Origin of the sequence: Allobosea sp. LjRoot237, assembly GCF_964253285.1 — a bacterium.
In the GTDB taxonomy this organism is placed as follows: domain Bacteria; phylum Pseudomonadota; class Alphaproteobacteria; order Rhizobiales; family Beijerinckiaceae; genus Allobosea.
Map to the genome: position 1 here is coordinate 4,914,417 of NZ_CAXUQP020000001.1, position 23,437 is coordinate 4,937,853.

At 67.8% G+C, this 23,437-nt stretch carries 23 protein-coding genes; 11 read left to right on the top strand and 12 right to left on the bottom strand.

Translation table 11 applies throughout. The annotated features are described in order from the left end of the window. Positions 1-177: 177 nt before the first annotated feature. The 10 genes from ACSQ24_RS23915 (at position 178) to ACSQ24_RS23960 (ending at position 10,720) form a co-directional block, all read left to right on the top strand. The gene (locus ACSQ24_RS23915; RefSeq protein WP_436097095.1) at positions 178-1,080 is read left to right on the top strand and encodes a carbohydrate ABC transporter permease; all 903 of its coding nucleotides are present in this window, start codon (positions 178-180) and stop codon (positions 1,078-1,080) included. Positions 1,081-1,297: 217 nt separating this feature from the next. After that, entirely contained in the window at positions 1,298-2,128 is an 831-nt protein-coding gene (locus ACSQ24_RS23920) for a carbohydrate ABC transporter permease (RefSeq protein WP_436097096.1), read from the top strand. A gap of 10 nt (positions 2,129-2,138) precedes the next feature. Next, positions 2,139-3,260, top strand: coding sequence for an ABC transporter ATP-binding protein (locus tag ACSQ24_RS23925; RefSeq protein WP_436097097.1), 1,122 nt, complete (start codon positions 2,139-2,141; stop codon positions 3,258-3,260). Further along, positions 3,257-4,240, top strand: coding sequence for an NAD-dependent epimerase/dehydratase family protein (locus ACSQ24_RS23930; protein WP_436097098.1), 984 nt, complete (start codon positions 3,257-3,259; stop codon positions 4,238-4,240). The genes ACSQ24_RS23925 and ACSQ24_RS23930 overlap by 4 nt, the downstream gene beginning before the upstream one ends. Continuing rightward, a complete protein-coding gene (locus tag ACSQ24_RS23935) occupies positions 4,180-5,919 on the top strand; it encodes an SMP-30/gluconolactonase/LRE family protein (RefSeq protein ID WP_436097099.1) in 1,740 nt (579 codons plus the stop codon). Before ACSQ24_RS23930 ends, ACSQ24_RS23935 begins: the two co-directional genes overlap by 61 nt. Then, on the top strand, positions 5,916-6,680 hold the full coding sequence (locus ACSQ24_RS23940) for an SDR family NAD(P)-dependent oxidoreductase (RefSeq protein ID WP_436097100.1): 765 nt from the start codon (positions 5,916-5,918) through the stop codon (positions 6,678-6,680). The genes ACSQ24_RS23935 and ACSQ24_RS23940 overlap by 4 nt, the downstream gene beginning before the upstream one ends. Beyond that, entirely contained in the window at positions 6,664-8,097 is a 1,434-nt protein-coding gene (locus ACSQ24_RS23945; protein WP_436097101.1) for an FAD-binding oxidoreductase, read from the top strand. The genes ACSQ24_RS23940 and ACSQ24_RS23945 overlap by 17 nt, the downstream gene beginning before the upstream one ends. Before the next feature lie 266 nt (positions 8,098-8,363). Further along, positions 8,364-9,410, top strand: coding sequence for a tonB-system energizer ExbB (gene exbB / locus ACSQ24_RS23950; protein WP_436097102.1), 1,047 nt, complete (start codon positions 8,364-8,366; stop codon positions 9,408-9,410). Positions 9,411-9,413: 3 nt separating this feature from the next. Continuing rightward, positions 9,414-9,866: a TonB system transport protein ExbD gene (exbD, locus tag ACSQ24_RS23955; protein ID WP_436097103.1), complete on the top strand. Its 453-nt coding sequence runs from the start codon at positions 9,414-9,416 to the stop codon at positions 9,864-9,866. Further along, a complete protein-coding gene (locus tag ACSQ24_RS23960) occupies positions 9,863-10,720 on the top strand; it encodes an energy transducer TonB (RefSeq protein WP_436097104.1) in 858 nt (285 codons plus the stop codon). Before exbD ends, ACSQ24_RS23960 begins: the two co-directional genes overlap by 4 nt. A 10-nt stretch (positions 10,721-10,730) precedes the next feature. Here the strand turns inward: ACSQ24_RS23960 and ACSQ24_RS23965 are convergent, their stop codons facing one another. The 3 genes from ACSQ24_RS23965 to ACSQ24_RS23975 all read right to left on the bottom strand — a co-directional run bounded on the left by ACSQ24_RS23965 (position 10,731) and on the right by ACSQ24_RS23975 (position 13,293). Continuing rightward, entirely contained in the window at positions 10,731-11,972 is a 1,242-nt protein-coding gene (locus tag ACSQ24_RS23965) for an alpha/beta hydrolase (protein ID WP_436097105.1), read from the bottom strand. 154 nt (positions 11,973-12,126) lie between these two features. Continuing rightward, a complete protein-coding gene (locus tag ACSQ24_RS23970) occupies positions 12,127-12,894 on the bottom strand; it encodes an SDR family NAD(P)-dependent oxidoreductase (RefSeq protein WP_436097106.1) in 768 nt (255 codons plus the stop codon). 108 nt (positions 12,895-13,002) lie between these two features. Continuing rightward, positions 13,003-13,293: a metal-sensing transcriptional repressor gene (locus ACSQ24_RS23975; protein ID WP_436097107.1), complete on the bottom strand. Its 291-nt coding sequence runs from the start codon at positions 13,291-13,293 to the stop codon at positions 13,003-13,005. A gap of 214 nt (positions 13,294-13,507) precedes the next feature. Here ACSQ24_RS23975 and ACSQ24_RS23980 point away from each other — a divergent pair, with 214 nt between their 5' ends. After that, on the top strand, positions 13,508-14,407 hold the full coding sequence (locus ACSQ24_RS23980; RefSeq protein WP_436097108.1) for a nickel/cobalt efflux transporter: 900 nt from the start codon (positions 13,508-13,510) through the stop codon (positions 14,405-14,407). Here the strand turns inward: ACSQ24_RS23980 and ACSQ24_RS23985 are convergent. The 9 genes from ACSQ24_RS23985 to ACSQ24_RS24025 all read right to left on the bottom strand — a co-directional run bounded on the left by ACSQ24_RS23985 (position 14,388) and on the right by ACSQ24_RS24025 (position 23,422). Continuing rightward, on the bottom strand, positions 14,388-15,236 hold the full coding sequence (locus tag ACSQ24_RS23985; protein WP_436097109.1) for a GNAT family N-acetyltransferase: 849 nt from the start codon (positions 15,234-15,236) through the stop codon (positions 14,388-14,390). The genes ACSQ24_RS23980 and ACSQ24_RS23985 overlap by 20 nt on opposite strands. Before the next feature lie 10 nt (positions 15,237-15,246). Beyond that, positions 15,247-15,768: a hypothetical protein gene (locus ACSQ24_RS23990; protein ID WP_436097110.1), complete on the bottom strand. Its 522-nt coding sequence runs from the start codon at positions 15,766-15,768 to the stop codon at positions 15,247-15,249. A gap of 70 nt (positions 15,769-15,838) precedes the next feature. Continuing rightward, positions 15,839-16,789 carry a nucleoside hydrolase gene (locus ACSQ24_RS23995; protein WP_436097111.1) on the bottom strand — a complete coding sequence of 317 codons (951 nt, stop codon included), beginning with the start codon at positions 16,787-16,789 and terminating at the stop codon, positions 15,839-15,841. Then, positions 16,773-17,540 (bottom strand): ATP-binding cassette domain-containing protein, encoded by a 768-nt coding sequence (locus tag ACSQ24_RS24000; protein ID WP_436097112.1) that lies wholly within the window; start codon positions 17,538-17,540, stop codon positions 16,773-16,775. Before ACSQ24_RS24000 ends, ACSQ24_RS23995 begins: the two co-directional genes overlap by 17 nt. Before the next feature lie 184 nt (positions 17,541-17,724). Further along, positions 17,725-18,666 carry a sugar ABC transporter substrate-binding protein gene (locus tag ACSQ24_RS24005; RefSeq protein WP_436097113.1) on the bottom strand — a complete coding sequence of 314 codons (942 nt, stop codon included), beginning with the start codon at positions 18,664-18,666 and terminating at the stop codon, positions 17,725-17,727. 33 nt (positions 18,667-18,699) lie between these two features. After that, positions 18,700-19,641, bottom strand: a complete 942-nt coding sequence (locus ACSQ24_RS24010; protein WP_436097114.1) for an ABC transporter permease — start codon at positions 19,639-19,641, stop codon at positions 18,700-18,702. A gap of 2 nt (positions 19,642-19,643) precedes the next feature. After that, positions 19,644-20,423, bottom strand: coding sequence for an SDR family NAD(P)-dependent oxidoreductase (locus tag ACSQ24_RS24015; protein ID WP_436097115.1), 780 nt, complete (start codon positions 20,421-20,423; stop codon positions 19,644-19,646). Between the two features lie 121 nt (positions 20,424-20,544). Then, on the bottom strand, positions 20,545-22,089 hold the full coding sequence (locus ACSQ24_RS24020; RefSeq protein WP_436097116.1) for a xylulokinase: 1,545 nt from the start codon (positions 22,087-22,089) through the stop codon (positions 20,545-20,547). Between the two features lie 31 nt (positions 22,090-22,120). Further along, positions 22,121-23,422 (bottom strand): NAD(P)/FAD-dependent oxidoreductase, encoded by a 1,302-nt coding sequence (locus tag ACSQ24_RS24025; protein ID WP_436097117.1) that lies wholly within the window; start codon positions 23,420-23,422, stop codon positions 22,121-22,123. Between the last annotated feature and the right edge of the window lie 15 nt (positions 23,423-23,437).

Consider the following 23,437-nt stretch of genomic DNA (forward strand, 5'->3'; position numbering starts at 1 on the left):
GATCCCCTCTCCCGGATGGGAGAGGGGTAGGGGTGAGGGACCGCCGCTGATTATTGGAGCGGGACGGCGCCGCTGCGCCTTCTACGGATAGGGCAGGCCCTCATCCCTGCCCTTCTCCCACACGGGAGAAGGGTTCCCCGCGCCTTTCCAGCAATGAGAGAAGGGAGACGACTTGCCATGTCCGGCTTCAGCCTCGATCTCGCCCGCCCGAGCCGACGGCATTGGCTCGGCTATCTCCTGCTCGCGCCGGCGGTGCTGCTGATCGCGCTGATCATCGTCTACCCGCTCTTCGTCTCGGTCGACCTCTCCTTCCAGAACGTCAACATCGCCCGGCTCGACCAGCCGCGCCGGCCGTTCACCACCGCCAATTACGAGCGGCTCTTCGCCTCCGAGGAGTTCTGGTACGCCTGCTGGGTGACCTTCAAGCTCGTCACCATCGTCTCGTTCTTCTGCTTCCTGCTCGGCCTCGGCACCGCGCTCCTGGTCAACAACCGCTTCAAGGGCCAGGCGCTGGCGCGTCTGCTCGTCGCCCTGCCCTGGGCGATACCGGAAGTGATCGCGGTGGTGATCTTCGCCTGGCTGTTCGATTCCTCCTTCGGTCTGATGAACTGGCTCTTCATCAAACTCGGCCTGGTCGACCAGACGATCAACTGGTTCTCCTCGCCCGATGCGGCCTTCGCCGTGGTCTGCACGGTGATGGTCTGGAAGGGCTATCCCTTCGTCTCGATCATGATGCTGGCCGGCTTGCAGTCGATCCCCGAGGATTTCTACAACGCCGCCAAGGTCGACGGCGCCCGCGCCTGGCAGCGGCTCCTCCACATCACCATCCCCTCGCTGATGCCGGTGATCGGCGTCACGCTCGTCCTGGTGATGCTCTGGGTCTTCCGTGACTTCTCGATCATCTACGTGCTGACCGGCGGCGGCCCGCTGAAGGCGACGCAGAGCCTCTCGATCATGACCTACGAGCAGGCCTTCGGCTTCTTCAAGATGGGCTACGCCTCGGCCATCGGCGTCATCACCCTGATCGTCTGCGTGATCGCGAGCCGACTGATGATCGCCCGCGCGCCGGACAACATCTGAGGAGGCGGAAGATGGTTCACCCTTCTAAAGTCGGTTTGGCCGGCCGCATGGGGCGCAAGCCCTCCCCCCTTGTGGGGGAGGGTTGGGAGGGGGGTATCGCACCCGCAGTCCGCTCCGCGCCAAACTCGGCACATGTCGAGGATGGCATACCCCCCTCTCTAGCTCTCCCCCACAAGGGGGGAGAGGACAGGTCGCGGCAACGGCAGGAGATCCGGCCATGAGGCGCCGCTCGCTCCGCACCCCAGCCCTCTACGCGCTCGTCGTCGCAACCTGCGCCATCCTGGTCTTCCCGATCTACTGGCTCGTCGTCACCGCGCTCTCCGAGCCGAGCCAGCTTCGGCAATTGCCGCCGAGCTTCTGGCCAGCTGAGCCGCGCTGGGGCGTGTTCGGCCAGATCATGGCGGAGCGTCCGATCCTGCTCTGGCTCGGCAATTCGGCCCTCGCCGCCATCGGCGCGGTCGCGATCTCGATGGTGGTCTCGGTGCTCGCCGGCTACAGCCTGTCGCGCTTTCGGGTGCGTGGCGGCCAGTCGCTCGGCCTGTTCATCCTGACCGCCAAGATGCTGCCGGCAACGCTGCTGGTGATCCCGCTCTTCGGCATCTTCCGCAATCTCGAGCTGATCGGCAGCCTGTGGTCGATCATCCTGGCGCACGCGACGCTGATCATCCCGTTCACCACCTGGATGCTGAAGGGCTATTTCGACACCATCCCGCGCGAGCTCGAACAGGCGGCGATGGTCGATGGCTGCTCGCCGCTCGGCGCGCTGGTCCGGGTGATCCTGCCGGTCTCGGCGCCCGGGCTGGCGGCGACGGCGCTCTACGGCTTCGTGCTGTCCTGGTCGGACTATGCCTATGCCCGGACGTTCCTGACCAACGCCCAGGGCAACTGGACCGCCAATCTCGGCATCACCACGATGAAGGGCGAGTACATCTCGAACTGGAGCGATATCTCCGCCGCCTCCATCCTCGTCGCCCTGCCGATCCTCCTGATCTACCTCTTCCTCGAACGCTATCTCGTCGGCGGCCTGACGGCCGGGGCCGAGAAGTAAGAGAACCCGCATGGCTGGAATCCGTATCGACAGCGTCACCAAATCCTATGGCGGGCTCACCGTCCTCAAGGCGTTCTCGCTCGACATCGTCGATGGCGAGTTCGTCGTCCTCGTCGGCCCCTCCGGCTGCGGCAAGTCGACCATGCTGAAGATCCTCGCCGGGCTGGAGGAAGCTTCCTCGGGAACGATCTCGATCGGCGAGCGCGATGTCACCGATCTTGCGCCCGGCGATCGCGACATCGCCATGGTTTTCCAGAATTATGCGCTTTATCCGCATCTGACGGTCGCCAGGAACATGGGCTTCGGCCTGAAGATGCGCGGCACCGATGCGGGCGAGATCGAGCGGCGCGTCAATGACGCCGCGAAGATCCTCGGCATCGACCATCTGCTCGAGCGCCGGCCGCGCGCCCTATCCGGCGGCCAGCGCCAGCGCGTCGCGCTCGGCCGGGCGATCGTGCGCGAGCCGCAGGCCTTCCTGATGGACGAGCCGCTTTCCAACCTCGATGCAAAATTGCGCGTCCATACCCGCGCCGAGATCAGCGCCCTGCACAAGCGGCTGCGCGTCACCACGATCTACGTCACCCACGACCAGACCGAGGCGATGACGATGGCGGACCGCATCGTGATCATGAAGGATGGCGTGATCCAGCAGATCGCCTCGCCGGATGTGATGTTCCGCGAGCCGGCCAACCTCTTCGTCGCCGGCTTCATCGGCTCGCCCGGCATGAACTTCCTCAAGGCGAAAGCCGAGGCCGCGGATGGCCAAGTCACAGCCAAGCTCTTCGGCCACGATGTGACGCTGCCCGTCGCGAACGCCGCTACGCTCGCCGGCAAGGAGATCGTCGTCGGCCTGCGACCCGAGCATATCGCGGTCGGACCGGGGCAGGTCTTCTTCACCGTGACGCCGCGGCTGATCGAGAGCCTCGGCAGCGAGCAATATGTCTATATCGACCTGCCCGAGGAGCACCGCCGCGAGGCGAGTTCCGGCGGCGAGGATGAGGCGCGGCGGACCTCGCTGATCGCGCGATTGATCAACCCGGAGCCACGGCCGCCCGAGGCGACGCTGACGCTGTCCTTCGATCCGGCACGCCTGCATGTCTTCGATGCCGCCAGCGGCGAGGCGGTCCGATGAGCACGATCCTGGTCACCGGCAGCGCCGGACGCGTCGGCTCGCGCGTCGCCCGCCAATTGCTTGACGCGGGCCACCGCGTCACCGGCTTCGACCTGCGCGCGAGCGGGATCGATCATCCCACCTACCGCGAGGTGCTCGGCGCTTTTGACGATCGCACCGCCGCAAAAAATGCCGTGCAGGGCGCCGAGGCGATCCTGCATCTCGGCGCCTTCATGTCCTGGCTGCCGGCCGATCGCGACCGGCTGTTTTCTGCCAATGTCGAGGGCACGCGCGTGCTGCTGGAGGAGGCTGCCGCGGTGAAACCGAAGCGCCTCGTATTCGCCTCCTCCGGCGAGGTCTATCCCGAGAACGTGCCGGACTATCAGCCGATCGACGAAGAGCATCCGCTGAAGCCGCGCTCGCCCTATGGGTTGAGCAAGCTGCTCGGCGAAGAGCTGGTGCGCTTCTTCGAGCGGACGAGCGGGACGCCCGCGACGATCCTACGCTTCTCGCATACGCAGGATGCGAGCGAACTGCTCGACCCCGACAGCTTCTTTTCCGGCCCGCGCTTCTTCCTGCAGCCGAAGATCAGGCAGCAGGAAGGCTTCGGCAATCAGGCTGCCGTCGCGGCCCTGCGTGCCATCGATGACGGGCGTGAGACCCTGGTGCTCTCGCGCAACGAGGCCGGCCGGCCCTTCCGCATGCACATCACCGATACGCGCGACATGGTCGCCGGCATTCTGCTAGCGCTGTCGGACGAGCGCGCCGCCGGCCGCACCTATAATCTCGGCGCGACCGAGCCGGTCGACTTCGCCGTGGCGCTGCCGATGATGGCGGAGTTGACGGGGCTGCCGTTGAAGACCATCGACCTCCCGGGCTCCGGCGTCTTCTACGAGACGTCGAACGCCAGGATCCGGACCGAACTGGGATTTGAGCCGCAATGGACCTTCGAGCGCATGATCGGCGAGGCGGCGCAGGCGCGGGTGAAGCGCGCGTCCTGACGCCGGGCGAGCGCGACGTCCCGACCGGCGCGGCCGCTTTCGCCAAGGGCCTCTATCTGCTCGACGTGATCGGCGAGGCGAGCGCGCCGCCGCGCTTTCGCGACCTGCAGGCCGCGACCGGCCTGCCCAAGGGCACGCTGGCGCGCATGCTCAACACACTCCTGACCTTCCGCCTGATCCGGCACGAGGAGAGCGACAACACCTACAGGCTCGGCCACCGCCTGTTCGAGCTCGCCCACCGCGTCTGGGAATCCTTCGATCTGCGCGGCGCCGGCGCACCGGCGCTCGACCGGCTCGCCGAGGAGACCCGCGAGACCGCGGCCCTCTGCGCCATCGACAATGGCGAGGTGCTCTATATCGACCAGCGCAGCCGCGGCGGCCCCTATGGTTTCCGCATCGAGATCGGCCGGCGCGCGCCCCTCCATTGCACGGCAGGCGGCAAGGCCTTGCTCGCCTTTGTCCAGCCGCATGAGCAGCGCGCGTTGGTCGACCGGCTGAAGCTCGAACGCTTCACCGAGACGACCATCACCGAGGAGGAGGCGCTCGCTGCCGACCTCGCCTTGACCCGCGCGCGTGGCTACGCCGTCTCGCAGGAGGAGCATGTCGCCGGCGTAGCCTCGGTCGCAGCGCCGATCTTCGACCATACCGGCCGAGCCGTCGCCGCGATCGGCGTGTTCGGCCCGTCCTCGCGGCTGACGCGGGAGCGGCTCCACACCACCGGCCGCGACCTGATGGCGGCTGCCAGGCAGATCTCCGGCAATGTCGGCGCGACGCAGATGAACATTTCCCCGGCGCCACGCTCGGCGCGGCCGGTCGATCCCAACGTCCAATGCGTGCTGCCCTGGGGCGCCCATCTTGCCGAGGGGCCCTACTGGTCGGCCGGGGAGCAGCGGCTCTACTGGGTCGACATCCTCGCGCCCTCGGTCAACCGCTTCGATCCCGCTACCGGCAACAATGAGGAGGTGACGCTGCCGCGCCTGGTCAGCGCCGTGCTCGGTCGCCGTGGCGGCGGGCTGGTGACGCTGACGCAGGAGGGGCTGGAGGCCTTCGACTTCGCCAGCGGCCGCCTGACGCCGCTCGCCGACCCCGAAGCCGACATCCCCGACAACCGCTTCAACGACGGCAAATGCGACCGGCAGGGCCGGCTCTGGGCCGGGACGATGCGGCTCGACGCCAGCCGCGCCTCGGGCGCGCTCTACGCGATTTCACCCGATCTCTCCTGGCAGCGGCGCGAGAGCGGGCTGACCGTCGCCAACGGGCTCGACTGGAGCCCGGACGGGCGGAGTTTCTACTTCGTCGATTCCGCGCATGGCCGCATCTATGCCTATGATTTCGACGCCGCCGCCGGCATGCTCGCCAATCGCCGCGTCTTCGCCGAGATCAACGGCCGGCCGGATGGGCTCGTGGTTGATGCCGAGGGCTTCGTCTGGTGCGCGATCTGGGATGGTTGGTGCCTGCACCGCTATGCGCCGGACGGCAAACTGGACCGCGAGGTCTGGCTGCCGGTGCCACGCCCGACCAGCCTCGCCTTCGGCGGACCGGACCTGAAGACGCTGTTCATCACCACGGCGCGCATCCGGCTGCCGTCGCGCGTGCTGGCCGAGGCGCCGTTCTCGGGCGGGCTCTTCACCTTGCCGGTCGATGTCCCCGGCCTGCCCGCGGCGGAGTTCGGCGGGTGAGGGTCGAGGCCTCCTATCCTGACCTCGCCGGCAAGGCGGCTCTGGTCACCGGCGGTGCCAACGGCATCGGCCGCGCTATCGTCGAAGCGCTGGCGCGGCAAGGTGCCAAGGTCGCCTTCCTCGACCGCGACCCGGAGCGCGGGAAAAACCTCGCCGCTGAGCTGGCGCGGACCGGAGGCGCTGTCTCATTCCATGAAGTCGACCTGCGCGACATTTCCGCGACGCAAGCCGCGATCGCCGCGGCGCGCGCCAGCCATGGCCCGTTCGCGATCGGCGTCAACAATGCCGGCCATGACGAGCGGCATGATTTCGATGCGGTGACGCCGGAGTACTGGGACGATCGCCTCGCCGTGAACCTGCGGCCGCTGATGTTCGTGGCGCAGGCCTTGGCGCCGGACATGCGCGGCCTCGGTGGCGGCGCGCTGGTCAACCTGTCCTCGACCTCGTGGATGAAGGGCTCGCCACACATGATCGCCTACACCACAGCAAAGTCGGCGGTGATCGGCTTCACCCGCTCGCTGGCGCGGGCGCTCGGGCCCGATGGCATCAGGGTCAATTGCGTCACGCCCGGCTGGGTGATGACCGAGCGCCAGCGCACGCAATGGTGGACGCCCGAGAAGGCCGCGGCCAACCAGGCCGCACAGGCGCTGAAGGGCGAGATCCTGCCGGAGGACGTGGCCCAGATGGTGCTGTTCCTCTGCTCCGACGTCTCGCGCATGTGCGCCGGCCAGAACTTCATCATCGATGCCGGCACGGTCTGAGGCGATGAGTTCGCTCGACGCGCTCGGTGCCGTGCTCGATCCGGCCGCCATCGTCACCGATCCGCAGGCGATGGCGCCGCACCTCACCGACTGGCGTGGCAAGCATCAGGGCGCAGCGCTCGCGCTGCTCCGTCCGCGCAGCGTCGAGGAAGTCTCGGCGATCCTGCGCTGGGCAACGGCGACGCGTACGCCCGTCGTGCCGCAAGGCGGCAATACCGGGCTCTCGGGCGGGGCGACGCCGGACGCTTCGTGCGAGGCCGTCGTGCTCTCGCTCGCGCGCCTCAATCGCATCAGGACTGTCGACACCGAAGGCGACACGCTGACCGCCGAGGCCGGCTGCATCCTCGCCGATGTCCAACAGGCTGCCGCAGCCAAAGACCGGCTCTTTCCGCTCAGCCTGGGCAGCGAAGGCTCCTGCCAGATCGGCGGCGTGGTCTCGACCAACGCCGGCGGGATCAACGTCATCCGCTACGGCACCACACGCGATCTCGTGCTCGGTCTCGAATATGTCCGGGCCGACGGTGCCGTGATCGAGGGCCTGAAGCCCCTGCGCAAGGACAATGCCGGCTATGCGCTGCGCGAGCTGGTCATCGGTTCGGAAGGCACGCTGGCTGTCGTCACTGCCGCGACCTTCCGGCTGTTTCCAAGGCCGCGTGTCAGCGCAACGGCGCTATGCGGCCTCGACAGCCCATCGGCCGCGCTGAAGCTGCTGTCCGTGCTGAAGCAATCGGCCGGCGAACGCATCTCCAGCTTCGAACTGATGTGCGACGCCGAAATGGGTCTCACGCTCGACCTCGTGCCCGGCACCGCCTTTCCCCTGCAACGGCGGCACAGCTGGTATGTCTTCATCGAGCTCGCCGACAGCGATCCCTCAGGACGGGTTGGCGAGCTGCTGACCGAGACGCTCGGAACGGCGCTGGACGAGAATATGCTGCAAGACGCGGCCATCGCGCAGAGCGAGGCACAGGCCAAGGCGATCTGGCATCTGCGCTTCGCCGTCGCGGAAGCAAACCGCCGCGCCGGGCTGATCATCTCGCACGACACCAGCGTTGCCACCGCCGACGTGCCCGCCTTCATCGTGGCGGTCGAGGCGATGGCGGCCGACCGTTTCCCGGAGGCCAGAACGCTCTTCGTCGGCCATGTCGGCGACGGCAACATCCATGTCGTCGTGCTCTTTCCGCGGGAGACGCCGCCGGAACGCGCTGTCGACCTTGGTCTTGCCGTCAACGAACAAGTCTTCGCGATCATCAGCGCTTTCGGCGGCAGCATCACCGCCGAGCACGGCATCGGACGTAGCCTCACCGGCGCGCTGACGCTGCATGCCCAGCCGGAGGCGCTGGAGCTGATGCGGGCGGTCAAGCAGGCCTTCGACCCGCTCGGCATCCTCAATCCCGGCGCGGTGCTCGCGCGAAGGTGAAGCGACGGCGCGATCGAGGGAAGTCCCCGGAATACTTGAACTGTTCCGGACCAAAGGCGGCGGAGGCGTTACTTTAGAATACGTGTAAACTATTGTATTTGCTAACCAATTCCGTCTGGTTTAACTGCTGGGGACGGTCGCCTTAGACGCTGTCCCTTCCCGGGTCGGCGCTCCGCGATCACCCGAGGACGCTTCCGTTGAGGCCGGCCTCGCCCTGAAAGCGCTCCCGCCAGTGAGGAGCGTCGCAAGACCGTGGACCAGAGTCGATGCAGCGTTTGATCGGTACAATCCTGTTCGCGGCGAGCCTCGCCGCCGCCCCGATGACCAGCTCGATCGGCCTTGCACAGACCGCGCCGACCGAAACCCCTCCCGCTCCCCAGCAGAGCCCTTCCGGCGCCCATGGCGGAGCAATACCGGCGCCGAGCGCTGCCGCGCCTGCCGCCCCAGCCCCCGCAGGCCAGCTCGCCCCGGCCACCCCGACGCCTATCGGTACCCCGGCAGCCATTCCCGCCCCGGCTTCCAATCCGGCGCCTACACCCGCGACTGCGCAGGCAACCCTCCCGCACGACCTGTCGCCCTGGGGCATGTTCATGGCCGCCGACATCGTCGTGAAGGCGGTGATGCTCGGCCTCGCCTTCGCCTCGCTGGTGACCTGGACGATCTGGCTCGCCAAGGCGCTCGAGCTCGCCGCCGCCAAGACGCGGGCGCAGCGGGCCGTGCGCCGACTGGAGGAGGCGGTGAACCTCGACGAAGCCGCGCAGGCGATCGCCGGGCGCAAGGGCCGGGCGCGCGGCACCGTGGCCGAACTGGTCGGCGCCGCCCAGAGCGAGCGCGAGCGCTCCAGCGATCTCGGCGAGGACGGCATCAAGGAGCGCGCCGCGATCGCTCTGTCGCGGATCGAGGCGCGTGCCGGCCGTTCGATGGCGCGCGGCACCGGCCTGCTCGCCACCATCGGCTCGACTGCCCCCTTCGTCGGCCTGTTCGGCACGGTCTGGGGCATCATGAACTCGTTCATCGGCATCAGCCAGTCGAAGACGACCAACCTCGCCGTCGTCGCGCCGGGCATTGCCGAGGCGCTGCTTGCAACCGCGATCGGCCTCGTCGCCGCGATCCCGGCGGTGATCATCTACAATGTCTTCGCCCGCGCCATCACCGGTTACCGCGCGACGCTGTCCGATGCGTCCGGCGAGGTACTGCGCCATCTCTCGCGCGATCTCGAACGGCTCCGTCGCCAGGCCGCTCAGCAAGTCCGCGCCAATCTGCATGCGGTCCCCGCCCAGCCGGCGGCCATGCCGCGCGTTCCGGCGGAGTGAGCGATGGCCGTCTCGCTCAAGGAACCGCAGGACGGCGATCTCGGCGAAGTCAGCGAGATCAACGTCACGCCGTTCATCGACGTGATCCTGGTGCTGCTGATCATCTTCATGGTCGCAGCGCCGCTCTCGACCGTCGACGTCGCCGTAGACCTGCCCGTCTCGAACGCGCAGCCGCAGCCGCGCCCCGACAAGCCGGTCTTCCTGACCGTGAAGCAGGATCTCTCGCTCGCCCTCGGCAACGACACCGTGCCGCGCGAGCAATTGCAGGCCGTGCTCGACCAGCAGACCAGCCATGACCGCGAGCAGCGTGTCTTCCTGCGAGCCGATGGGGCAGTGGCCTATCGCGAGCTGATGGAGGTCATGAACAAGCTGCGCCAGGCCGGCTATCTCAAGATCGCGCTGGTCGGGCTCGAGGACACTGGCCAGAGCGCGGCTCAGGGAGCGGTCAAGCCGTGATCACGACCGCGCCGCATCGCCGCTGGCTCACCGCTCTGCGCTGGAGCGTCGCCGCGGTCGCCGTCGCGGCCGCCCATGGCGGGCTCGCCTGGGTCGGCGTGCAATGGCGCCCGACGGAAGCTGCTGCCGGCGCACCGGAGCCGGCGGTGATGATCGAACTCGCCGCCTTGTCGGTCGCGCCCGAGGCGCCGCCGGAGGAGCTGCCGATCGCCCCGGAGCGGGCGGAGCCTGAGCCGCCGCCACCCGAGCCGGTCAAGGAAATGCCACCACCCGAGCCCGAACCGGAGCCCGTTCCGGAGCCGACCCCGGTCGAACAGCCGAAGATCAAGCTGCCCGAGTTGCCGCAGATCCCGAAGCTCGACGCCGTGCTGCTGCCACCGCCGCCCGAGCTGAAGCCGGTGGAGAAGACGCCGCCACCAAAGGTCGTCGAGAAGAAGAAGGAAAAGCCGAAGCCAAAGGTCGTCGAGCGCAAGCCGGTCGAGCGGCGGGCTCCGGAGGCCGTGGCGCCGAAACCGTCCGAGCAGCGCGCCTCGGCGCCGACCAGCGCGGCGCAGGGCACGGCCAGCCAGCCGACGGTTTCGACCGCCTCCTGGCGCGGTTCGCTGATCGCCCATCTCAACCGCTACAAGCGCTTCCCGGGCGGGGCCAGCCCCGGCACGGTCCAGGTCGCTTTCGCGATCGACCGCAGCGGCAATGTGCTGTCCTCGCGCGTCGTCGGCTCCTCCGGGGATTCGGCGCTCGATGCCGAGGCAGCGGCGATGATCCGCCGCGCCAGCCCGGTTCCGGCGCCGCCGGCGGGTGTCGGCGGGGGCGGCGCGGTCTCGCTCTCGGTGCCGATCCGCTTCAGCCGATAAAGGCTTCTGCTCAGCGCGGGGCGCCGGGATTCTGGAAGGGCGTGGTCACGGTATCGCCGACCGCGGCTCCGGTGTCCTGAATATTATTGCCGAGATGCTCGACCCGGTCGCCGAGATGGCGGCGTACTTGCGGGTCGACCACCGCGATCGGGGCGGTGACGACGATGCCGGCGGCGGTGCCGACCGCGGCCGCGGCACTGCCGGTGACCTCGATCAGACGCTCGCCGAGGCCGACGCGTGAATCGGTGATCGGCTGGCCATCGACGAGGCGCGTACCGATCAACTTCACCACTTCCGGGCTCTCGGCGAACTTGCCGTGATTGAGCTTGTCGCCGGTGCGCAGCTTGGTCAGGTTCAGGACCGTGATCTTCAGTTGCTCGAACTCGCTCTTGTAGGGCTCGACATCGGGATCGACGGCGCCGAGGCGGTCCTTGCCGCCCCAGACCCGGCGCGAAATCGCAAGTGCCCGATCATCCTGGGAGACGAAGAGGGTGAACTTCGGCCGCCGTCCCGTCATCTCCGCTATCTGCGTGCGGAAGACGTCGGCGTCGACGTCAGGCGAGGCCAGCATGACATTGGCGATCTTGGGCGGGATGCCGCGATTGCGCACCGCCATCTGGGTCAGTGACTCCAGCGCAACCCAGTTGCCCATGGAATGGGCCAGCAGCGAGACCTCGCCGACGGCCGGATCGCGCGCCAGCGCCTGCAGCAGCTCCTCGAGCGCGTTGCGAGAATAGGTCGCGCTCTCACGGTCGTAGCCATAAGCGAAGAGCGAGCCTCGCGACGGCCATGTGAACAGCACCGGCACGACATTCGCGTCGGAATCGTGGACGATCTGGGCGAAGCGATAGACCGCATCCTCGAAGCGGTTGTTGAAGCCGTGGACGAAGACCATGACGCGGCGCTTCGGCACCCGCGACACCCGCTCATGCAAGCGTGCCAAGCCCGTGCGAGCATCGAGCTTGTCGACCTTGAGCGTGACGAAATCGGTCTCGGGATTGCCGGGCAGCCGGCTCGGCCACTGGACCTCGCCGACCTTGCGGCCCGCATCGGGCGGCAGCGAGATCGTCATCTCGACAAAGGCCGGCTTGCCGCGCTCGCCGGAGAACAGCACGCCGGCATCCGGATCGGCAGCGCGCGTGGTCGCGACCAGCATGGTGACCTTGCTGGTCCCTGGCGCCGTGGCTGTGACGGGCGTGAGCACACCCTTCACGTCGCCGGCACAACCGGCGACGAAAACGGTCAAGGCCATGGTCGCCAAAACTCGCCCGCCACCCAGCCGGGCGGCTCGAAGCGACGGGTCTTTGCGGCTGATCGGCATCAAGGGCTATCCAGGGTCCGGATCGAAGCCAGACCATGCTGGTGGGCTGCTATCCCCGTCAAGGACGCCAAGGACACAGTGGCGGTCAGACCATATACTGGCCGCCGTTGACCTCGATGGTCTGGCCGGTGATGTAGCCGCTCATCGCGGGGCTGGCGAGGAAGAGGAAGACGCCGACATTGTCCTGCGGCGTGCCGACGCGCTCCATCGGAACGGTCTTGCGCATCGCCTCGATCTGCTCGGGCGTCGAATAGCGTTCGTGGAACGGCGTCATGATCACGCCGGGCGAGACGCCGTTGACGCGGATGCCGAAGGGCACGAACTCCTTGGCCATGCCGCGGGTCAGGTTGAGCACGAAGGCCTTCGAGCTGGCATAGAGCGAGGAGCCTGGGCCACCGCCATTGCGCGCGGCGATCGAGCTCAGATTGATCACGCTCGCCTTGCTGCCGGATGTCTTGAGATAGGGCAGCGCCGCCTTCGAGGCCATCACCACCGAGCGAACGTTGAGATCGACGACGCTATCGAAGAACTCGTCCTCGATCTCGGCGATCGGCGTGCGCTTCACCAGTGCGCCGGCATTGTTGACGAGGACGTCGAGCCCGCCGAGCTTGTCGGCGGCCTTGTTGACGAGGTCGACCGCTTGCGCGCTGTCCGCGACATCGGCCTGCAGCACATGCGCCTCGCCGCCGGCCGCCCTGATCTCGGCAGCGACGGCGTTCGCCTCGGCCTCGCTCGACTTGTAATGCACCACGACGCGCATGCCGTGCGCCGCATAGGCCTTGGCCACGGCGGCGCCGATGCCGGTGCTGGAACCGGTGACCAGGGCGCGCAGCCCTTTCAGATCTTCGAGCATCATTCCTCCCGTCGGATACGAGTTTAAATCGTTTCAGGAACGATCTTGCGCGACCCGGCGCAGAACCGCCAGCGCCGCTTCGGCAACCCGGCCATTCGCGGAGGGCGTTCAGAGGAACTTGGTGACTGCCTTGAACTCCGCGAGCAGCGCGCGCGACTCGGCTGGCAGGCTGCCGGCGGCCTGTTCCAGGCAATGGCCGATATGCTCCTGGATCAGGATCTTGCGGGCATTGGCGATCGCACCCTCGACTGCCTGCAATTGCTGCGCGATATCGAGGCAGGAGCGGACATCGGCGACCATCTCGATGGTCGAGCGCAGATGCCCTTCGGCTCGCTTCAGCCGCGTGATGATTTCCGGATGCCGGTGATGGTGAATCCTGGCGTGCTCTTCGTTTTGCATTCCGGGTCCCGCAGCTTGATCACATCCTCCCAGGGAGGTTATAACCCGGCGCATCCGCTGCACAAGCGGGCCCCGATCAGGCAGGCGCCGGCGCGAGACCGGGCGCATCCCGACGATCGGGCGGGCGAGGACGAGACGGGCGCCCCCGACCAGTTCCGGCAAGACCGGGCGGCACGGCAGCGCGCGATCCGTTCCGGATCCGGAGCACTCTTTCGTGCCGACCTTCACAGAGTTGCTGGCGCAGGGCGCCGGCCATGCCTGGCTGTTCATCCCGAGCGCGATCCTGCTGGGTGCGCTGCACGGGCTCGAGCCCGGCCATTCGAAGACGATGATGGCAGCCTTCATCGTTGCCATCCGCGGCTCTGTGCTGCAGGCGATGCTGCTCGGCCTCGCCGCGACGCTGTCGCATACGCTCGTCGTCTGGGGCGTCGTGCTCGGCGGCCTCTACCTGACACGCGATTTCAATGCCGAGGCGACCGAGCCCTGGTTCCAGCTCGCCTCGGGCCTCCTGATCATCGCAATCGCGCTCTGGATGCTCTGGCGGACATGGGCGGAGCAGCGTGCCCTGCGCCCGGCCAGCCATGGCCACGGGCATAGTCACGGCCACTCCCACGGTCATGGGCACAGCCACAGACATTCCCATGGCCACTCGCACGGGCACAGCCACGATCACAAGGCAGATAACGAGCCGATCGACGCGCATCAGCACGCTCATGCGCAGGACATCCGCCGGCGCTTCTCCGACCGGCCGGTGACGACCTGGCAGATCGTGCTGTTCGGGTTGACCGGTGGACTGATCCCCTGTCCGGCGGCGATCACCGTGCTGCTGATCTGCATGCAGCTGCGCGAGATCGCGCTCGGCGCCGCGCTGGTGCTGTGCTTCTCGATCGGGCTGGCGATCACGCTGGTTTCGGTCGGCGTCGCCGCCTCGCTCAGCCTGCGCGCCATCGAGAAGCGCTCCACCTGGCTGTCGACCATCGCGGCGCGGGCGCCCTATTTTTCCTGCGTGCTGATCGTGCTGGTCGGCCTCTACACCACTTGGCACGGCTGGAGCGGACTGCAGGCACAGGCTTTACGCGCCGCGGCGATGCTGGTCAGCCTATCGCCTGGTTGACCAAAGCGAAACGATGCATCGGGCCGGGTGCCGCCGGCGAGGCGCCGCGCGCCATCACGACACTGGAGGCGACGAGCGGGAGGCCGCATTCGTCCAGCCAGGCGCCGAGGCCAGTGCGGGCCGGCACGTCGATGCGGACGAAATCGCCGCGACGGGCGGCGAGCAGTGCGGCAATCAGATTGCAGGCGGCGGCATCGTCGTGGGCCACAACCGGGCCGATCAGCCAGCCATGCCCATGCCGGCGCAGGAAGCCGAAGCCCGCCGGCGCGCCGCCGCGCTCGATCAGGATCGCATGGCCGCGCGCCAGCAAGGCTTCGAGGACAGGCGCGCGCGGTAGTCCCGTCGCCTCGCCGTCGAGCTGGGCCAGCAGCAGCAAATCGGCAGCGACGGCCGGACGCATACTCTCATTCGCAGCGAGGATGGGCCCCGCCAGCTCCGGCCAGTCGCCTTGGTGCTGGCGGACTTCGTCGATGGCGATAAAGCCGTATCTGGCATAAAGCGGCTCGCCCTGCGCCGTGGCGACGAGCCCGAGCGTCCGCCCCTCGGTCACCGCGATCAGCCGCTCGGTCAAAAGCTTGCCGATGCCCTGCCCCTGCCGGTCCGGCGCGACGATGATCGTCCCGAGCGTGGCGTGGGTCGTGCCGAAGCCCCACCAGAGCCCGACCCCAACGATCTCGTCTTCGCTCGACAGGACGAAACCCTGACCGAGCGCGAGCGCGAACTCCCAATCCTCACGGCGGTGCGGCCAGCCGATCGCCGCCGAAAGCCTCTGGCAGGCCTCGGCGTCGGAGAGGCTAGCGGGGCGAAGCGTCAGCTGTGACGGCATCATCGGCGCGCCCTCAGCGACAGAACTCGGCGCAACCAGACTGCCAGAACGGTGCCTCGTCATCCAGCGGCGGCACCGAGGGACGCGGCTTTGCGTCCGGCAGATCCGCCGGCACCGGCACGACCAGCTCCCACCAGCGATGGGCGCATTGCGAGCGGAAGGCCATCTGGTCACTGATCGAGGTGTTCTCACGGGCAAGCACGGCGTCGAGCGCGTCGCAGGCCTTGCGCAAGGCGGCGTCGTTCCCATCGCCGGGCTCATTCGCGTAATCATGGAAGGCGGCGGTGAAGGCCTCCATCTCGCGTGCGATGTGGGGCCAGTCCTGTCGCCCGAGATTCCAGGCATCCATCCATTCCCGCACCACCGTCTCGACCGCCTCGGCCTTAGGCTTGCCGGCGACCTTGCGGGCGGTGGTCAGCATATGGCGCATCAGTTCGGCGCGGGCGTGGAGCTGGCGGGCGGCGAGGGCCGCAGTCTGCATCGCCATGATCGCACGCTCGGCCTCGAGCTGCAGCTCCTCGACAAAATGGGCCATGCGAATCTCCACTAGATGGTTTGGAGCGGGATTGTCGCGAAAAACCGGTTCCCACTTTTTCGCATCCCGCTCAAGGCAACGTCGCGAGCCGATCGAACAGGCGCTGGAACAGCGTCTCCGCCTCGACACTCGCGACGACATGGGCATTGGCCTGCCGCTTGAGACGGCCGTTCCAGTCGATGGTGGTGCGCCCCCGCAAGGGACCGTCACCGGTCTCGACCTCGACAAAACAGTCGCGCCCCGAAAAGAGTTCCGGCCAAAGCAGGAAGGCGATCACGCAGGGGTCGTGCATCGGATGGCCGGCCGTGCCGAGCCCGCCGGGACGCAGGCGCGTCAGCATGCCGTGGACGGCCTTGCCCGTCGCATTGCCGAAAGACAGAAGGCGGGCGATCTGCTCATGCGAGGCGATCGCCTGATGGGTGACGCCGAGCCCCATCATCACGATCGGCCGGCCACAGCTGAAAACGATCGCGGCGGCGTGCGGGTCGACATGAACGTTGAACTCGGCCGCCGGGGTGATGTTGCCGAGCGCCAGCGCCCCACCCATCAGCACGATGCGCCTCACCTTGGGCAGCGTGTCCGGCGCCAGCCGGAAGGCCAGCGCGAGATTGGTCAGCGGACCGAGCGGACAGAGCGTCACGCTGTCATCCGGCGCGGCACGCAGTATGGCGATCAGTGCCTCGACGGCGTGGCCGGTATCAGCCGTGCCGCCGGGCGGCGGCAGATCGGCGCCGGCGAGCCCATCCGGCCCGCAGACGAATTCGGCGGTCGACAGCGGAAAGATCAGCGGCCTATCGGCGCCGGCATGAACCGGGACGTCGTCGCGACCGGCGAGCTCGCGGATGCGCAGCGCATTGGCGGTGGTCAGCGCGAGCGGGACATTGCCGGCGACGGTGGTGATCGCCCTGAGATCGAGCTCGGCCGGGCTGGCGAAGGCGAGCAGCAGGGCAACCGCGTCGTCCTGACCCGGATCGGCATCGATGACGATCGTCTCGCGCACCATCTCACGCGGCCCTGGCATTGCCGGCCATGATCATATGGCTGAGATCGTCGGCGGTGAGATCGCCGAGCGGACGATCGACGTATTTTCGGCCGGCGCCCATGATCACGACACGGTCGGCGAGGGCGACGACATCGCGCATGTTGTGGCTGATCAGCAAGACGGTGCGCCCATCGGCCTTGAGCTTGCGGATCAGGTCGAGGACGAGCGCGGTTTCCTTGACGCCGAGCGCCGCGGTCGGCTCGTCCATGATGATGATCTCGGCCTTCCAGCGCAGCGCGCGCGAGATCGCGACCGCCTGGCGCTGGCCGCCGGAGAGCCGCTCGACCGGGCGATCCATGTCCTCGACCGTGACCGAGAGCTGCTTGAGGAAACCGCGCGCCTCGTCGGCCATCTTGCGCTTGTCGAGCACGCGCAGGAAGGGCAGCAGCACAGCCTTCGTCAGCTCGGAGCCCATGAAGACGTTCTGGGCGATGGAGAGCCGCGGCGCCAGCGCGAGATCCTGGTAGATCGTCGCGACGCCATGGCTCAGCGCATCATGCGGCGAGGCGAAGACGACCTCCTTGCCGCGCATGTGAAGCGTCCCCGACGTCGCCTCCTCGGCGCCGGAGACGACCTTGATCAGGCTCGACTTGCCGGCGCCGTTGTCGCCGCAGATGGCGACGACCTCGCCGGCAAAGATGTCGAGATCGACCTCGCGCACCGCCACGACCGGGCCGTAGCTCTTGCCGATGCCGCGGAGGGAGAGGATGGGGGTGGCGGGAGAGGTCATAGGCAAGCTCCCCTTCCTTCTCCCCTCGGGGGAGAAGGTGGCAGCGCGCAGCGCTGACGGATGAGGGAAGGATGGCGCAACCCGACCACCAACACACCCAGTCGAACGGCCCTCATCCGTCTGCTTCGCAGACACCTTCTCCCCCGAGGGGAGAAAGAAAGCGCGCCTGGTCGTCTCACAGAACTCACTTCAGGAACTGCTGGACGTTGGTCTTGTCGACCAGCACGGCGTCGGTGAAGAGATAGGGGCCGGCGGCGATGGTCTCCTTCGGCTTCTTCTCGACGACGATCGCCTGGATCGCGTCGACCGCCTGCTTGCCCATCTCCTCGAACGGGATCGAGACAGTGGCCATGAAGGTCGAGGCCGGGTCGGCGATGCGGGCATAGGTCTCCTTGCCGCCATCGACCGAGACCAGCGGAATCTGGCCCTTCTTGATCCCCTGAGCCTGCAAGAGGTCGTCGATGATGTAGGCCTGGCCGTCGAACGAGGCCCAGATGCCGTTGATCTTGCCCTGGTTCTGCAGCAGCAGCGCCTGCATGCCGGCACGGACATCGTCGCGCCAGCTCTGGGTGCGCGCCATCGAGAACTTGCCGAGCTCCTTCACGCCCTGGTTCTCTGAGAGCACATTGTCGAGCAGCTTGCCGCGAATGCGCGAGGCGACGTTGAGGTCGAAGCGGGCGGTGACGATGTTGCCCTGATAGCCGAGCTGGCCAAGCAGATAGAGCGCGGCCTCGGCGCCGACCTTGTACTCGTTGGTCTGGATGTCGAAGAGCGCATGCGGGCTGGAACCCGACTGCACGGTGATCACCGGGATCTTGGCGTCCTTGGCCGCCTTGAACTGTGCATCGGCTTCGACCGGCTTGCCCATGGCGACGATGATCGCGTCGACCTTCCTGGCGATCAGCGCGTCGAACTGCTCGGCATGCCTGGGCAGTGCGCCTTCCGAGTTCAGCAGCGTGACGTTCCAGCCCTTGGCCTTGGCGGCAGCCGTGGCGGCATTGGCGACGCGGGCATGCGTCTCCGACGAGAACTGAAAGCCGATGACACCGAGCTCGAAGGCCTGCGCGCCCTGCCCGAGACCGATGACGGCAGCGGCCGCCAGCACAACTCTCTTCAAACCGACCATGACAACCTCTCCCCTTGTTATCGTTGTGACCTGTCAGACCTTGAACGCCGCTTTCTTCATCACGCTGGCCGAGAAGGCGACCGAGCCGATGATGATAACGCCGAGCACGATGTCCTGAACGTAATAGGGCGCGCCGAGCAGCACCAAGCCGTTGCCGAGCACTTTCAGCACCAGCGCGGCGAAGACCGTGCCCGGCACGTTCGGCTTGCCCGGCTCGAACATGGTCATGCCGAGCAGCACGGCGGCGATGGCATAAAGCAGGTAGTCGCCCGCCATGTTCGGGGCGGCCGAGGACAGGTTGGCGGCGAGCAGCACGGCGGTGATCGCGGCGAAGATGCCGGAGAGCAGCAGGCCGATGCGCTTCATCCTCGCCGTGGCGATGCCGGAGAGCCGCGCCGCCTCGTCCGCCTCGCCGGTTGCGACCATATGGGCGCCGGTGCGGGTCCATTTGACCAGGCCCCAAGCAAAAAGGGTGACGCCCGTCAGCCAAAGCACGAGATTGGGGATGCCGAAGGTGTAGCCGCGCGCCAGCCCGGTGAAGCCGACCGGCCAGCGGCCGACGAAGGCGACGCCCTGGGTGATCATGAAGGCAAAGCCCTTGGCGATCGCCGCAGTACCGAGCGTCATGATCAGCGAGGGGATGCGTAGCACGGTGACGCCGTAGCCGTTGAGCCCGCCGAGCAGCGCGCCGACCGCGAGCGCCGCCGCGACCGCGACCAGCGGCGGATATTGCAGCTGCACGAGCCAGCCGCAGACCACGGCGGACAGGCTCGCCATCTCGGCGATCGAGAGATCGAGCTCGGCGACGGTGAAGGCGAGCGCGAAGCCGAGCGCCAGGATGGCGAGGAAGCTGGTATCCTTGAGCACGTTGACGACGTTCATCGTCGTCGCGAAGTTCGGCGCGAAGGCGACGAAGAAGATGATCAGGGCGAGGCCGGCGAGCGCGGTGCCGTAGCGGCCGATGATCTCGCGCATCGTCAGGCGTTCCCTGTCGCGATCGCCGAGATCGGCGAGAGGATCTCGATGCCGCCGGTGACCGGGATCAGCGCGCCAGTGACGAAGGCTGCTGCCGGCGAGAGCAGGAAGGCGATGACTCCAGCCACATCTTCCGGCCGGCCGAGCCGCCCGAGCGGGGTACGCTGCGAGGCGCCCTCGACCAGGGCGTTGAACTCTCTGGCGAAGCCGCCGCGCACCATCGGCGTGTCGATGATCCCCGGCGCGACCGCGTTGACGCGGATGCCATGGCGGCCGAGCTGCTGGGCCATGCCATAGGTCAGCGTCGCGACGCCGCCCTTGGCCGAGCCGTAGGCGAGGTTGGCGCCGCCATTGCTATGCGCGATCGAGGAGATGTGGACGATGGCGCCACCCTCACCCTGCGCGATCATCCACCGGGCGGCGGCCTTGGACACACGGAAGACAGCGGAGAGGTTGATGTCGACGAGCTTGTCCCACTCATCGTCCTCCATCTCGACCATCGGCACCGGCCGCGAGGCGCCGGCGCCGGTGACGAGATTGTCGAGCCGGCCGAAGCGCTCGACCGCAAGTTCGACCAGGGCGCCGCTGAGATCGCGATCGCGGACATCGCCGGTCATGGCGGCGACCTCGGCACCTTCGCCCTGGAGCCGTTCAGCGAGTTCGACCAGCGGACTGGCTTCCAGCCCGGAGAGGACGAGCCTGTGTCCGGGGGCCAGCGTCATAGCCAGCGCGCCGCCGATCCCGCCGGAGGCCCCGGTGATCAGAGTGACGGGCTTTGGCATCAGCCCACCTTGCCGATAGAGGCGGAGAAGCGAAACGCAACGACGCGGCGCAGGAGCGACATGAACCTCTCTCGGCGGATTGGTTCCATTTGGGTAAGGGGCAAGCTCCCCTGCCGCAACATCAATCGGCGTGCAAGGTCGCGAGCGCAGACGCATGACGCGCGAGGCCGGCGAGCGGTCCGCTTTCCTGCGCGGCGGCGGCGAGGTCCCGCGAGATCGGTGCGAGCGCCGCCTCGGCCCGGCGGAACAGAGCGAACAGTGCCTCATAGGCCGGTTTGCGCGCAGGAACGGGCTCAAACTGACGCGCGACCGTGACGAGCGCCTCCTGCGCCTGCGCAAGCGAGGCGAAACGCCCGAGGCCGGTGAAGGCGACGATCGCCGCGCCGAGCAGGCCGGGCTCCTTCGAAGCTGCAACCACGACCGGCCGACCGCAGAGATCGGCCTTGATCTGGCTCCAGACAGGGTTGGCCGCCGCGCCGCCGCCGAAGCGGATTTCCGTCGCTGCACTGCCGATGGCAGCTTCGGCTCGATCCAAAACCACACGGTTCAGGCAGGCGACGCCCTCCAGCACGGCATAGGCGAGGTCGGTCGGGCCGTGCTGGCGGTTCAGCCCGATGAGAGCACCGCGCAAAGACGGGTCCCAATAGGGCACGCGCTCGCCCTGGAGATAGGGCAGGAACAGCAGCGGCTGCGAATGACGCGGGCCGGCGAGCAGCGCATCGATCTCCTGCCCGACATCGGCGCCATCACGTCCGAGCAGCGCCAGCAGCCAGGACACGGTGTCGGCGCCGGTTTGGCTCGGACCGCCGAGCTGGAACAGCCCGCGCCAGTCGACGGTGAGCAGGCCTTCCGCCCGCGCCGGCTCGTTGCCGACGACGCCGAGCACTTCGGTGGTGCCGGAGATGTTGTAGGCATTGCCCTCGCGCATCGCGCCGAGGCCGACCACCGCCGCCCAGGTGTCGTTCGAGGCGCAGAAGACCGGCTTGCCGACAAGGCGGTCGAGCGGTGCGGGCAGGCCGGGCTGGATCGGACCAACCTGCTCCCAGGGTTCCAGCATCTCCGGGAGGATTGCCCCCGAAATGCCAGCCACCGCCAGCAGGTCGCGGCCGCCATGTGGAGCAACCGCAGCCAGCAATCGAGCCATCGAGACGCGATCGCTGGCCCGCTGGCCGGTCAGACGCAGATTGAGATAGTCCTTCGGCTCGAGCAGGCATGCGAGCTTGTCGAAAAGCTCCGGCTCCTCCTCGCGCAGCCAGGCCAGGCGGGCGAGCGGATGGAAGGCGTTGATCGCAGCGCTCTCCGGATGGGCCGGGTCGAGCTTCTGGCGCAGACGCGCCGCGAGTGCGTCGGAACGGGTGTCTTTCCAGGTCATGGCCGGACACAAGAGCCGCCCGTCGCGATCGAGGAATATCTGCGTACGGGTGACGCCACAGATCGCGATGGCCTCGACCGCGTCGAACAGCGCCGGCTCGTCCGCCGCCAGCCCGGAGCAGGCCTCGATCAGCAGGGCCCACCAGGCTTCCGCATCGATTTCGGAGCTGCCCGAACGATCATCGCGGCTCATCGGCCCGGCAATGGCGCGCTGGGCGTAAATAGCGCCGATTTCATCGACGAGGGCGGCGCGAAACGAGGTGCCGCCGAGGTCGCAAGCGAGGACGATGCTCATGCTCTCGCCCTGCGTCAGGAACGGGCCATGGTCAAGCGGCGCGGTCCTTCATGCCGCCATCGGTCAGGCGGTACCAGGCGATGATCGCCGAAACATAGAGCTCGTTCAGCGCGTGCAGTGGCAGCGGCGCGATCGGCACGACCGGGAAAGGCAGGCGCATCCTGTCACCGCTGTGCAGGTACTCGGCCATGGCCTTGCCCATCGCCGTCTGCAGGCCGATGCCGCGACCCATGCAGCCGATGTCGACGAGCAGGCCGGGCTCCGGTTCGTGCAGATGCGGCAGGAAATCACGGGTCAACGCAACGCGGCCGCACCAGCGATAATCGAAGCGCACGCCCTTGGCCTGCGGATACATCTTGCCGACCACGCGTTCGAGATGAGCCCAGTCGGCAGCGTCGCGCGGTTCGCGGAAGGGGCCGCGACCGCCCATCAGCAGGCGGTTTTCGTGATCCTTCCGGAAATAAAGCAGGAGCTGGCGGGTGTCCGAAGTCACCTGCCCCTCGGGCAGGATCGTGCCGGCGAGATTGTCGGAGAGCGGCTCGGTCGCGACGATGAAGGAGTTCGGCCGGATCACCGTCTGGCGCAGTTTCGGGATCAGGTCGCCGGTGTAGCCGTTGGTCGCGATCACCATGCGCGGCGCGGTGACCGTTGCACCCTGCGCGGTCTGCGCGACCCAGTTGGCGCCGTTGCGGCGCAAGCCGGTCACCGGACTCTGACCGTGGATCGCGGCGCCGGCCTGCTGCGCTGCCCGGGCGAGGCCGCGAGCATAGGCGAGCGGCTGGACGCCGCCACCGCGCGGGTCGAGCCAGCCGGCTAGATAGCGGTCGGTCCCGATCAGACGCCCGACAGCATCGGCATCGAGAAAGCGGGCGGCAACGCCACGCGTCCCCCATTCCTCGGCGCGGCGCTTCACCGTCTCGACCATGGCCGGCGTATGCGCGCCCTGAATCCAGCCGGCACGGCGATGCGGCACGTCCATGCCGTGCTTCTCGATCAGCCCGAAGACGATATCGGCGGTGGAACCGACGAACGAGACCAAGGCCTCGCCCGCCTCGGCTCCGTATTTGGCGACGATCTCGGATGGATCGTATTTGATGCCGGGGATGACCTGCCCGCCATTGCGGCCCGACGCGCCCCAACCCGGCTCACGCGCTTCCAGCACGACGACCGAGACGCCGGCTTCGGCGAGATGCAGCGCCGTCGAGAGGCCGGCGTAGCCGGCGCCGACGATGCAGACATCGGCCCGGACATCACCCGCGAGCGGCGGCGTCTCGGGCGCTGCCGGGGCGGTCGCATGCCAAAGCGAAGGCTGCAGCGGAAAGGGCTCGGCCATGTCGGTATCCGGTAT